Below are 12811 nucleotides of genomic sequence, written 5' to 3'. Positions count from 1 at the left end.
ACAACTCATTTTAAAAGAAGGCAACTAACCCTTACTGGAGTTGCCTTTACATGTCCTGTAAAGGATTAACGAGGCTTTAATGGATATGAATATCGCCGTCTTTATTGGAAGTTATTATTGTCGTTATTTCAGGTGCAGGCAGCGGGCTAGGTGCTTCGCTGACTAGAAAGTATTCTGAACTGGGCTGCCGAGTGTGTGTTTTTTTATGAAATGTTACGGAGAATCCTACCATCATTATACTTGTTGACAATTTTACTTGGCTGATTATATACTTTTACTGAATTGAATAATAAAACTTTTTTTAGTTTGTGGATTTTTCTAGAGAAACTCTATTTTCGCCACACAATTGCCTTTTTGGGAGTTGTGTGGCTTTTTATTTGTAAAAAAGGAGGGGACGATTTTGAAACATTGGCATTATGCATTAATTGTTTTTATAGGAGGAAGTTGTTATGGAGTATTATCAACATTTGTCAAATTTGCATACTCAGCTAACCTTTCAACACCTGAGGTTACAGGTGGACAATATTTTTTTGGAGCAGTATTGATTTGGATCATTTTCCTATTTACTAAAAAGATAAAATTTACTTTTACTCAAACATCTAAATTGCTATTATCCGGAATTCCATTTGGCTTAACATCTTTATTTTATTACCAGTCTCTTCAAAGACTTGATGCTGCATTAGCCATCGTTTTTTTATTTCAGTTTGTCTGGATTGGTACAGTTTTTGATTGGATATTTAATAAGAAAAGGCCTTCCAAAGAAAAGCTTGTTTCTATAACCATTCTCTTAATTGGTTCAGTTTTAGCAGCAAATATTGTTTTACAAGAGGGAAGTGTTCCCTCATGGCAAGGGGGAATTTGGGGATTGCTTGCTGCTGTTTCATTTACTGCTTCGGTTTTTTTGAGTGGTTCAGTCGAGAAGGATATTCCGCCAGTGCAAAAAAGTGCTCTTCTTTCAACTGGTGCATTAATAGTTGTTTTTGCATTGTATCCGCCAACATTTCTATTCGACGTTTCTGTGTTATCGAACTTGGCACCATATGGGCTGCTGCTTGGTTTGTTTGGAGTAGCTCTTCCGCCACTTTTATTTTCAATTGGAATGCCGCATATTGGACCAGGACTTGGCACCATATTAGTAGCTTCTGAACTTCCGGTAGCCGTTACATTGTCTTCATTCGTTTTGCTGGAGCATATAAGCTGGACTCAGTGGGTGGGAGTATTACTCATTTTAATTGGGATTGTAAGTGGAAATATTAAGAGTGACAAAGGGAAGTGTAAATCTTTTAATAAAGAAATACTAGCCCATGAAATGTAGACATCACATATTCCTATAAAGGGGTTTTAAAAACTTAAAGTGTTGCCATTCAATCAATGATTGTAGAGTGTGTTGCGCAAATAGAGTTAAAATAGTTTGGTATCAAAGGTTTTAAGCCTTTAAATTAAAAAATTAAAGTATGTTTTATGTTCCCTCAGACTGTTGGTTTGGGGGATTTTGTTTTGTAGAATCTTGCTATGAGGAAGAAACTAGGATATTTGCGATGGCATTTCAATAAAATTCGAATTAAGAACAGCCATGCTCGAGAGAGAATATGTTGGTGAAAAACAGGAAGAAATTTTTGAACATGTAGATATATAATTACAATAGAAGTGAGATAGAGAGGTGAGGGTCTATTACAAGCGAAGAAAAATGGAAAGCAGTTAGTGCCTGTAATCATTTATATGATGGATTGTTTTATTATGCAGTCATAACAACTGGAATCTTTTGCAGACCATCCTGTAGGGCCAAGACACCTTTGAAAAAGAACATTATTTTCTTTGATTATATAGAGGATGCACTGAAAGATGGATTTAGGCCATGCAAAATGTGCAGGCCTGATCTTAATGGAACAACGTATGAACCTAATAAAGAATTAATAGAAAGGGCAAAAGAAATAATTATTAGCAGCTATAACGAGCCTCTTAATCGTAAAAAAATAGCCGAAAAGCTTGGTGTAAGCAATAATCATCTAGCTAGATTATTTAAACATTATTATGGTATGACCATATCTGAATATATTATTGAGTTAAGAATGGAAGAAGCAACCAGACTTTTGACACATGCTGACATAGAAATTACTGAAGTTGCGCTTAAAGTAGGAGTTAAAAGCATGTCTAACTTTTATAAAAGTTTTAAAGAAAGAACTGGGTTGACCCCAAAAGAATACAGAATGAAGAGCCTGTAACATAGTTATTTCAAGAAGTGCTTCATAAAACTAGGGAGGGATAATATGAGAAATAATTTTCAAATTATTGCGTTACCAGAGAAGGAATTTAATAACCTATTTTTGTTGAATGATGAAGCATTAAAAAGGATCGGGGCAGTCAAAATGATCGCAAAAAAAAAGCCCGGATATCCCTGCAGGGTAAGTTTGAAGGATGCAGAGGTAGGAGAAGAGGTAATCTTACTGAATTACCAATATCATTCTGTTAATTCGCCTTATAAAGCAAGTGGGCCTATATTTATACGAAAAGGTGCAACTACCGCTAAGCTGGATGTAAATGAAATTCCGGATATGTTACACCATAGGTATCTTTCCGTACGCGGCTACAATACTGACTCAATGATTGTAGAAGCAAGGGTTATAGAAGGGGTAAATTTGAGAGAAAATATAGATGGGATTTTTGATAATAAAGAAGTAGAATATATTCACATTCTTAATGCTAAACCAGGCTGCTATAACTGCCTTGTTAATAGGGTGTAATAAAGTTGGAAATGCAAATATCTATTATCCTATAAGCATTATTATACCTTGCCATATGAGAACAGGTAAATAAGAGCTTAGAAGGCAATGTAGGAGGTGCAAAAAGACGACAGGTGGGAGTGGAGATGACCTGGAGTTGAGGGGGGATTTTGACAAAACGAGATAGTAACTTACCAGCATCCTGTGTTGTCATATACTCTTAGTGCACTGTGAAGCTGTGGTAGAAATTGTATTAGCATAAATAAGAGAGCCCTATCCATTTGGCGGATAGGGCTCTTTAAGAAGCGATACTTTACTAATTGGAATGATATTTCGCTTCCCGAATGAGACGTAAGACCATCTCTATTTCTTTAGCGCAGTGTTTTATGGAAAGGAAAGAACTGTTAATGCCCACTCAAGTAAAAAGAATCGGGAAGGTTGAATCATAAAAAGGTTTACTGTCTTATCGGATTGTTAGAGTGCGATCAGTTTCACGTCCAAAACCATCTACTTCCAGACGGTCTTTATAAACCTTTAATATGGAATATGCATTTGTATCAGCGGTTTCTACCATTCCCTTAAGGTTTAAATAATGAATTCCATTTTTATATTCATAATTTCCCGCATGGTTATGTCCATTAAAGAATGCAACAACATTGCCGGCTGCCTCGAGTTCTGCCATTACTGCTTCGGAATTCCACACATTATGCTCATTTTCAGGGTAAACAGGCATATGGGAGAAGACAACGACTTTTTCATGTGATTTCGCAGCCTTTTCAAGCACATCGTGAAGCCATTTTAGCTGTTCTTCGCTTACCCCGCCGTTCCAGGTTTGAGCGTTGATGGCATTCTTTTCTTTTAATTCGGTATACATTTTTTCAGCCTGCTGATATTTCTCAGATCCTGCTGAATTTGCGTAAAGGCTAAGGTCATTGGTGTCTAGTGCGATAAATCGCCAGTTCTTGTATTTGAAATCATAATATTGATTCGGCATGCCGAGGATATCAACGACTTGATCTGTTGTTACAGGAAAGTCATGATTGCCAAGAAGATGATATTTCGGACCCTCAATTGTGTTGAAGTATGGAAGAATGGTTGAAAAGCTGGATATATTGCGGTCAATCAAATCACCTGTTTGTACAGTGAAATCTACATCTTGCTTATTAAATGTTTGTGAAGCCTCCATTAACTTGTCGATCGAATTGCGGTAAAAGCGGGTTCTGTTATCGGTACAGTCACAGTACTGAATATCCGGTACAATACCAAATGTAAATTTTGGCTTTTCTTCCGTTTTTGCGAACGCTGAAGTTGTGGGGCTGACTGCAGCAAGGGAAATCGCAAGTGCAGAAGCGGTTACCAGGCCTTTTAGGTTTATTCCTAGTTTCTTCTTTGTTGTTTGTCCATTTAACATAAAAATTCCCCTTTCCTTTTCCTGCAAGAAGTATGTGTGATTCTTTCTAATAATAGACTATTTAAATTTTGAAAAAGCTATATTAACAATCTCTTTACCAAATTTTGATTTATTAAAGAAATCCAGTGAAAATCTTAAAAAAAAACCGTACTTTTATATCTTTACTTTTTTGCTGAGTAAAATGACAGATAGCTTTATAGGATTCTCGAAAGTGCAAGAAGTCGAAGTAATCAGTGCTGGGAGATTTTATGTTCCTCTTTGATTGACCAAATACCTATGAGGATTTTACTGGTTTTTATTTACGGTTTATTATCATAATACTAGATGAAATTTTACAACTCCTATCTAAACTTATAATAGTTATTTATTTTACAAGATTAAGGGAGTTGAGAGAATGAAGAAAAAAAAGTTCATATTAGCAACATTGGCTGCTCTGATGGTGAGTACAGGTGCCAGCCAGGTATCAACACAGTCTGTTTCGGCGGCTGAGAACCCGACTTGGTCACATAACTCAAAGAGCTTTGGTCCAAAGGAGTTCGACCTGCAGGCCCACCGCGGAGGAATTGGACTAACTGTTGAGTCAACGATTGCCTCGTTTTCCAAAGCACTTGAAGTCGGTGTGAGTACCCTTGAGCTCGACGTGCAGATCACCGAGGATCATCAAGCTGTTGTCACGCACGACCGTAAGATATCAGGTGCCAAGTGCCAGGACACAGGACCGGCCATCGAAGGAGATCCTGAATATCCTTACGTAGGAAAATACATAAAGGACCTTACCCTTGACCAGGTGCGTACATTGGACTGTGGCTCTCTTAAACTGCAGCAATTCCCGGGGCAGGAGCTGAGTCCTGGAGCAAAGATGCCTCTGCTTAGCGAGGTGTTTGATCTTGTCAAGTTCTACCACGCAAACAAAGTGTGGATGAACATCGAGACGAAAGTGGAGGCCGGGGCACCTGAGGAGACTGCTCCACGTGAAGAATTCGTACAGATTGTTGCCCGGGAGGTTCGCGAGGCAGGGATGATTAACCGGGTGTCAATTCAAAGCTTTGACTGGGGCGCACTTATGCGAATGCGTGAGGTTGAGCCTCGCCTGCCTATCGTCGCTTTGACTAACGGTCCGCAGTTCCTCCAGCCTGGACAGCCTGGTGCCTCTCCTTGGTTGGGTGGAATTGATATTGACGACTTTAGTGGCGACCTTGTTGCCGCTGCCCACTCATTCGGTGCAGATGCCATCTCCCCTGTACACGGTTTTCCGCAGAATGGCAAAGTCACAGATGAGAACTATGAACCCTATGTAACTAAGAGTATGGTGCAGGAAGCGCATAATTACGGTATGAAGGTTATACCGTGGACAGTAGACGACGAGCCGACGATGAATAAGCTTATCAATGACGGCGTTGACGGGATCATCACCGACTACCCGGACATGCTTCGTAAGGTCATGGAGCAGCATAGCATGGAACTGCCTAAGAACTACTTGGCTCCCAAGGACTTTGAGTAAAAATAAAATCTTAGCTAAACCCATTACTTAAAAGCGCCTGTGCTGAATATCTTAATTCAAGGCGATTTGAGCTCCTAGCTAGAAAGTTTTGAATCTATTTATCTTTTACTTTTAATCTCTTGTTACTCACGACGGGAAATGCTCCCGTCGTTTTTTGTATGCCAGGCAGGTTCATTAACTTGGCGGTAAGAGTCCGCTATGGGAGTTAGGATATACAAACCATTAGCTGAAGGCAAGGGTGCTATTTTGATGAAGGTGTAAACTCACCAAGCACCTTTTGTATTGGCATATACAATCAACTTACTGTGAAGCTGTTTCGAAATTAGAGAGTCTTATCCCTTGGAGGATAAGGCTCTTTTAGCAGTATGTTTTATTTCCATCTTTTGGTGTGATATATTGGTATGAGTCTTTGGAAGCCCTTGAAGGAGAGGGTTAACATAAATGGGAGTGATCTGAATTGGATAGCATTATTTTTGATCTGGATGGAACTATTTGGGATCCAATAGATACGGTCCTTAGTGCCTGGAACAGCGTTATAAGAAAAAGTAATCACTTAAATAGTGAATTAACCCGGAAAGACTTTGAAGGTACGATGGGTTTACAGATGAATGAAATAACCAGGAAGTTCTTCCCTACCCTTAATGATAATGAGCGTCAAGAAATAATAAAAGATTGTTGCGAAGTAGAACATTCTGTCATAGAAAAAAGCGGAGGGGTTCTTTTTGACAATGTAGAGAATGTCTTAAAAGAGCTTTCTCGAAAATACAAACTATTCATCGTCAGTAACTGCCAGGATGGTTACATAGAAGCGTTTTATAAGTATCATAGGCTTGATCAGTATTTTTTGGACTTTGAAAACCCAGGCAGAACTGGTTTGTCAAAAGGTGAAAATATTAAATTAATTATTGAGAGAAACAACTTATCAAATCCAGTTTATGTGGGCGACACTCAAGGTGATTTAGATGCAGCCAGATTTGCTAACATTCCCTTTATATATGCTGAATACGGATTTGGCCAAGTAAGTGAATATGATATGAAAGTTAAAAGCTTTGAAGAACTTTTAAGATTATGCTAGCAGTTGTAATGACGAAAGTGAGGGTTTTGTATGAGAGTAATCGGAATTGACTTATCAGGTCCAAGAAATCATAAGGATACAGTCCTCACTATTTTTAACCAAAAGGGAAACCACCTGCAATTGGTTAAGTGGGCAAATAATATGAGTGATCAGGACATATTGAACGAGATTTTTGAGCAAAGTCAATTAGATGAGGTAACAATCGGAATTGATGCACCATTATCCTATGAAGACGGTGGCGGAGATAGAAAAAGTGACCGGGAACTAAGAAAGTTTATTGTGAATTTAGGGATGAGATCAGGGTCCATCATGCCGCCAACCTTTAATAGAATGGTGTATTTAACTTTAAGAGGAATAAAGCTTAGTAGAGAAATAGAGAATTTAAATACTGCGAATCCCATTTCTTTAGTAGAAGTCCATCCAGGGGCCGTAATTGGATCAAGACTGTCCAAACAAAATATTGAATTTGTGTTGGCTTACAAACAAGAACAATCAGCTAGAAGTTATATCCGAAATTGGCTTATGGAGCAGGGACTTGCTCAATTACCTATTGAAATCGAAAGAGAAAGCCATTCCATCGATGCATGTGCAGCTGCGTTAGGTGCATGGCATTGGAAGGATCCTGCCCATAATCCAAAATGGATTTACCGGGCTTCTCCTCCGCTGCATCCTTATGACTATTGCTGTTAAATTCAGCGTAGTTGGCTGTATGTATTGGAAATACGCCAGGTTTGTTAGTTGGTATTCCTTATTCATCAGTTGCTTCAACTTATCCATCTTAGATTACAACCAAGGTATTAATAAAAAATGAAGAAAAAATATGATGGAATTGAGGAGGAAAAGTAAATGGATGCTGCAAATGTTGCTGAAAGAATTAATGCCCTGTTCAATATAACAAATAATGAAATTTATTCAATGGAATCCGGGCTTACATATCATGCAGATAAAAAAGTTGAAAAGGTAGGCTACTGTGTGAACCTCACCCTTGAAACCATAGAGGAAGCAAGACTTCATGGTGTTGATATGATGGTGACACACCACGATGCCTGGGATGAAATATATGGATTAAAAGTGGCATGCATCGAAAAACTAGCGGAATATGGTATCAGTCACTACTATAATCACTTGCCGCTTGATGACAGTAACTTTGGAACAAATGATAGTTTATTAGAAAAATTAAATTTAGAAATTGTAAAAAGAACCCACGAATGGGAAGGGTTATTCTTTGGCAGAGTCGCAGAGTACGCAGAAGAAATCGAATTAAATGATTTAGTGAAAAATATGGAGAATCTGCTTGAAGAGCCAGTTAAATACTGGCGCTTTAATGACAATAAGGTAAAGCGAGTGGGCTTAGTCTGTGGTAACGGAGCGCCAACTGCCTGCCTTAAGGAAGCAGTTGAAGATAAGTGCGATGTCTACATTACAGGTGAGTGTAATTTGTATACGATTCAATATGCTCAGTTTAAAGGGATCAATCTTGTCATTGGAAGTCATACTTTTACAGAACTTTTTGGAATTGAAAGCCTGGCCATGAAATTGATTGAAAACGTAAAAGGGCTTGAAGCAGTTAGACTTAATGAAGAGCATTATGAAGCGAATATAGAATAAAACAAAAGCCATCCCCGACCTATATCCAAAGGGAGCCTAAAGTGATTTTGTCATCGTATATACGTGCACATATACCATCTACCTTCATTGTAAGCGGTGGCGAAAATAGTCTGGAATAATAGAAGAGCCTTATCCTTTGGTGGGATAAGGCTCTTTCAGCAGCAAGAAATTCCGCTATTTGATCTGATACTTCTGCCCCTGGGTTGGAGGGAAGAACCGTTTTTTTCTTTTCTTATTATAGAGTGTCACAAAAGCTTAGGTGCATTCGTTATAAAGAGTGAAAGGAGGGAGCAGTAACATGAATGATCCCAACAAGGATTATGAAAAGATGGAAGAGTTATACGACCTCTATGAACAGAAAATTTATTATTTGGCATATTCGGTTTTGAATAATATTCAGCAGGCGGAAGACACCGTTCAAGAAACGTTCATTACTCTCTATCAGCATATAGATAAAGTCCACTGTTTGAACAAGCTAGAGCTTAAACGTTATATATTGAGAATTGCAAAAAACAAGGCAATTGATAGCTATAGGAAAAACAAACGGCTTGGAATAATCTTGGATGAATATCAAAAAGAGACGACAGAAGCAGCAAATGAGAATATTAAAGATTGGGAACAGGGTGTAATCTCTGAAGCCCAAATTGATACGTTGTTAACAACTTTAAAGAATCCTTACAAACTTGTTTTTAAATACAAAGTCTTCTATGACCTGAGTTATCATGAAATTTCCGAGTTAATAGGAATCACTGAAGCGAATGTCCGCAAGCAATTTGAACGGGCTCGAAAAAGTATACTGACTATTTTAGGAGGTAGACAGAGTGATGAATTCAAAAAACTTAAAAAGAATGGATGAAGTAGCTGAAAAAATTGCTATGGACGATTTTGAAAAACAACTGGAAGAACATCATGAATTTTCACATACATACCTGCGCAGGAAAAGGTTGTTTATGCAGGAAATCAAGATGAAAGGTGAACAGCCGCAGGCCAGGCGCAAAAGGAATCGTATTTTAATCACCGTAGCCTGCTTATTGATTGGCATTCCAACTACCGCATTTGGGGCAGTTAAAGTCTATGATATGATTGTGCAAAAACAAAATTATGAAGTAAATTTATCAGTAACAAATAATGCCTCAAAGAATAACAATTGGTACAAATTAAAACTCAATTATTTGCCGGAAAATATGGAGGCAATCGATGAGACTGCAATGAAATACTCTTTTAAAGATAACTATGCCAAAGGTGGGTTTTCATTCATCCTTTGGAGGTTGGGAGAAAAGTCAGATTTTCAAACTTTGTACTCAAACAACTACGAAGAAAAAGAGATCAATGGCAGGAAAATTGTGATTGTTAATAAGGACACTGGAAACGACAATTTAGCCTTTAACAGGCAGGTATTTCTCTTATTTAAGAAAGAGGGAATCATGTTAGAAAGTTATATAGGAAAAGATGTAAGCGAAGAACAGATGGTGAAGGTCATTGAGAATATTTCTCTTGAGACAACTTCAAAAGAATTGGCATCATATATAGCAGATTATGATAGTTCGCATTTAAACAAATTGGAGGATTCAACCGAACCTAGGGTAATTCCTTTGAAAAAGGACAGCAAGCAACTGTTTCGTGTAGGACAAAAGGTTCCGGTAACAATAGAACAGATAGTTACTGGTTCCACAAGCAAGAAAGACAGGATTGAATATGTTATAGAAAAAGTTGAAGTCTTTGATTCAATTAAGGATTTAAAACAAGGTAACTTTAATGAGGTAGGACTACAAGTTCTGAGTAAGAATAAGGCTATTGATGAAACTAAGACATTCTTGCCTTACAAGCGGGATGTTTATAAAGTTGGAGATGGTAAAGATTCAATTGACGAAATAATAGAGTCAAAATTAGTTAACCCTAAATTTGTTTACTTGACCACAACAGTGAAAAATACCGGTAAACAGGCAACCGAAGAAATCTACATGCACCCGTCTTTACGAATACTTCGATCTGAAAACAATGCATGGAACTATGATGGAAAAACTGGAATTAACGAAGAAAGTATTATGACGGGCGAAGTTGATTATTTGGAACCTCACGGAAGAGGAAAAAGCTTTTACAATATTGGCATTATCCAACCAGGCCAAACGAAGAAGATAAATTTAGGGTATTTTGTTGATAAGGATAAACTGGATTCAATCTTCCTTGATGCTTTCCATTATAGTGGAGTTGGCAGTACTGAAAATATGAATGCGAAAGATCGTTGGTGGATTGATCTTCGTCAATAGCAGCCGACACCATACAAACAAGAATGGCCATTCTAGAGCATGTAAACTTCATTTGCATTCCATGTATTGTCATATTATATCAGCACAGGTGAAATATGTAGCAAAACATTATACAAAAAAGGCAACTGACCCAGTGTGGGAGTTGCCTTTTTTACTTTTTAAAAAATTTATAAAACTGTAATGTGAATAAAGATATCATTTATATCCCAAGGAAAAAAGGAACGGGTTATTTTTTACGTTTTTTCATGTTATGTGAAATAACGATATTTCTAAATAAATTTATTTGAAGATTGTTTATAAAACTTTTCCTCCCTTAAAGATTCCAACTAAGGCATAAGTGGAATTTCCCCAACGCTTCCTGTTTTTGCATAAATAGTCCAATCCCCTATGAATAAATTCCCATAATATATTGTGTTCTCAATAAAAAATAAAGGAGTGAGATTATTGGGAGATAAAGAGAATCACAAGAAGGATTTTTCAGCAAATATCAACAGCTGCTCAAACAGAAACGTAGAACCAGACGTAAATTTTGATGCCAGGATAAGCAAGGTACCTGTAGTCTTAGCTGAGATTGAAGTTAGTACCTCGGTTACAGCTGATATTACCTTTCCGGAGGATGTCTTGGAAATCAAGGATATCAAAAAACGAGTAGTCCTTGTTCAATGTCGTCTTCTGGTGCCAACGAATCAGCTATTCATAAAAGGATATGTGGAAAAAAATATTAGATACGCTGCAGCACCAACGGGATGGAAGCGGAAGTCTATTGATTCAAATATCCGATCACTTACCGTGAAAGTTCCTTTTGAGTGTTCAACTCCAATTAGGGAGTTCATTACTCGTCCAGTAAACGTCCAATTCAACCAGCGCAGTGAATTTGATTTTTTGATTAAGAAACCATTACTGGAAGGGTTTCCTGAAAAAGATGAACTGCTAACGAGCGACCTTTCACAATTTCACCAAGATAGTACTCAGCACTATAATGAACTTCCATACTGTGACTTGGTGTCCAGCCGTATTATAGAATGGGATGAAGCTACAGACAGGGTAACGTTACAAGAGGGAGCAATATTCGAAGGAACCTTTAGGAACATCGTTGAAAAGATGATCGTCAGGTTTACAATCAAACTGCTTCAGAAACAACAAGTCCCAATTGGCGGAGGTGCGACGGGGCCAACCGGGCCAACGGGACCAACAGGACCAACAGGACCGACTGGAGAAACAGGTGCAACCGGAGCAACCGGACCGACGGGACCAACAGGACCAACGGGACCAACAGGACCAACGGGGCCAACGGGACCGACTGGGCCAACCGGGCCAACAGGACCAACTGGGCCAACCGGGCCAACGGGACCAACAGGACCAACAGGACCGACTGGAGAAACAGGTGCAACAGGACCAACCGGACCGACGGGACCAACAGGGCCAACAGGACCGACGGGACCAACCGGGCCGACGGGACCAACGGGACCAACGGGACCAACAGGACCAACAGGACCGACCGGACCGACCGGACCGACTGGACCAACAGGACCGACGGGACCAACGGGACCAACGGGACCAACGGGACCAACAGGACCAACAGGACCAACAGGACCAACGGGACCAACGGGGCCAACGGGGCCAACGGGACCAACAGGACCAACCGGGCCGACGGGACCAACAGGACCAACCGGGCCGACGGGACCAACAGGACCAACCGGGCCGACGGGACCAACCGGGCCGACCGGACTAACAGGACCAACGGGGCCGACTGGACCGACCGGACCAACAGGGCCGACGGGACCAACAGGACCAACGGGACCAACAGGACCAACAGGACCAACAGGACCAACAGGACCAACGGGACCAACAGGACCAACAGGACCGACGGGACCAACGGGGCCAACGGGACCAACAGGGCCAACCGGGCCGACAGGGCCAACAGGGCCAACAGGGCCGACGGGACCAACCGGGCCGACGGGACCAACCGGGCCGACCGGACCAACAGGACCAACGGGGCCAACTGGACCGACCGGACCAACAGGACCAACAGGGCCAACCGGGCCGACAGGACCAACAGGACCAACAGGGCCAACTGGACCGACGGGACCGACAGGACCGACGGGACCAACAGGACCAACTGGACCAACAGGGCCAACAGGGCCGACTGGACCAACAGGACCAACGGGGCCAACTGGACCGACCGGACCAACAGGACCAACAGGACCAACAGGGCCAACGGGACCGGAC

The 12811-nt window shown here is 40.2% G+C and carries 11 protein-coding genes; 10 read left to right on the top strand and 1 reads right to left on the bottom strand.

The window, feature by feature from the left end:
- The first annotated feature begins 400 nt into the window (after positions 1–400).
- The 3 genes from FS736_RS19305 (at position 401) to FS736_RS19295 (ending at position 2741) form a co-directional block, all read left to right on the top strand.
- Entirely contained in the window at positions 401–1315 is a 915-nt protein-coding gene (locus tag FS736_RS19305; RefSeq protein WP_144480361.1) for an EamA family transporter, read from the top strand.
- A gap of 355 nt (positions 1316–1670) precedes the next feature.
- Positions 1671–2222: a bifunctional transcriptional activator/DNA repair enzyme AdaA gene (locus FS736_RS19300; RefSeq protein WP_260983663.1), complete on the top strand. Its 552-nt coding sequence runs from the start codon at positions 1671–1673 to the stop codon at positions 2220–2222.
- 45 nt (positions 2223–2267) lie between these two features.
- Positions 2268–2741, top strand: coding sequence for a DUF1203 domain-containing protein (locus tag FS736_RS19295; protein WP_144480357.1), 474 nt, complete (start codon positions 2268–2270; stop codon positions 2739–2741).
- Between the two features lie 442 nt (positions 2742–3183).
- Here FS736_RS19295 and FS736_RS19290 read toward each other — a convergent pair whose 3' ends face one another.
- Positions 3184–4131, bottom strand: a complete 948-nt coding sequence (locus FS736_RS19290) for a metallophosphoesterase (RefSeq protein WP_144480355.1) — start codon at positions 4129–4131, stop codon at positions 3184–3186.
- A gap of 394 nt (positions 4132–4525) precedes the next feature.
- Between FS736_RS19290 and FS736_RS19285 the strand changes: the two genes are divergently transcribed.
- From FS736_RS19285 to FS736_RS24455, 7 genes are all read left to right on the top strand, one after another.
- The gene (locus tag FS736_RS19285) at positions 4526–5632 is read left to right on the top strand and encodes a glycerophosphodiester phosphodiesterase (RefSeq protein WP_144480352.1); all 1107 of its coding nucleotides are present in this window, start codon (positions 4526–4528) and stop codon (positions 5630–5632) included.
- Positions 5633–6089: 457 nt separating this feature from the next.
- A complete protein-coding gene (locus FS736_RS19280; RefSeq protein WP_144480350.1) occupies positions 6090–6707 on the top strand; it encodes an HAD family hydrolase in 618 nt (205 codons plus the stop codon).
- Between the two features lie 30 nt (positions 6708–6737).
- Complete coding sequence (locus FS736_RS19275; protein ID WP_144480348.1) at positions 6738–7397, top strand: DUF429 domain-containing protein; 660 nt, start codon at positions 6738–6740, stop codon at positions 7395–7397.
- A gap of 156 nt (positions 7398–7553) precedes the next feature.
- Positions 7554–8315 carry a Nif3-like dinuclear metal center hexameric protein gene (locus tag FS736_RS19270; RefSeq protein WP_144480346.1) on the top strand — a complete coding sequence of 254 codons (762 nt, stop codon included), beginning with the start codon at positions 7554–7556 and terminating at the stop codon, positions 8313–8315.
- Positions 8316–8613: 298 nt separating this feature from the next.
- The gene (locus FS736_RS19265) at positions 8614–9171 is read left to right on the top strand and encodes an RNA polymerase sigma factor (RefSeq protein ID WP_144480344.1); all 558 of its coding nucleotides are present in this window, start codon (positions 8614–8616) and stop codon (positions 9169–9171) included.
- On the top strand, positions 9137–10582 hold the full coding sequence (locus FS736_RS19260) for an anti-sigma factor (RefSeq protein ID WP_144480342.1): 1446 nt from the start codon (positions 9137–9139) through the stop codon (positions 10580–10582). Before FS736_RS19265 ends, FS736_RS19260 begins: the two co-directional genes overlap by 35 nt.
- A 444-nt stretch (positions 10583–11026) precedes the next feature.
- A partial coding sequence (locus FS736_RS24455) for a CsxC family protein (RefSeq protein WP_186326854.1) occupies positions 11027–12811 on the top strand: 1785 nt, incomplete at its 3' end.

Source organism: Cytobacillus oceanisediminis 2691, from assembly GCF_007678455.1.
In the GTDB taxonomy this organism is placed as follows: domain Bacteria; phylum Bacillota; class Bacilli; order Bacillales; family Cytobacillaceae; genus Mesobacillus; species Mesobacillus oceanisediminis_A.
This window is presented reverse-complemented; position numbering and strand designations above follow the sequence as displayed.

Bases quoted from the DNA above. Each gene is read 5' to 3' on its own strand.
- FS736_RS19295 (WP_144480357.1), top strand. From the start codon at position 2,268: ATGAGAAATAATTTTCAAATTATTGCGTTACCAGAGAAGGAATTTAAT.
- FS736_RS19290 (WP_144480355.1), bottom strand. From the start codon at position 4,131: ATGTTAAATGGACAAACAACAAAGAAGAAACTAGGAATAAACCTAAAA.
- FS736_RS19285 (WP_144480352.1), top strand. From the start codon at position 4,526: ATGAAGAAAAAAAAGTTCATATTAGCAACATTGGCTGCTCTGATGGTG.
- FS736_RS19275 (WP_144480348.1), top strand. From the start codon at position 6,738: ATGAGAGTAATCGGAATTGACTTATCAGGTCCAAGAAATCATAAGGAT.
- FS736_RS19270 (WP_144480346.1), top strand. From the start codon at position 7,554: ATGGATGCTGCAAATGTTGCTGAAAGAATTAATGCCCTGTTCAATATA.
- FS736_RS19265 (WP_144480344.1), top strand. From the start codon at position 8,614: ATGAATGATCCCAACAAGGATTATGAAAAGATGGAAGAGTTATACGAC.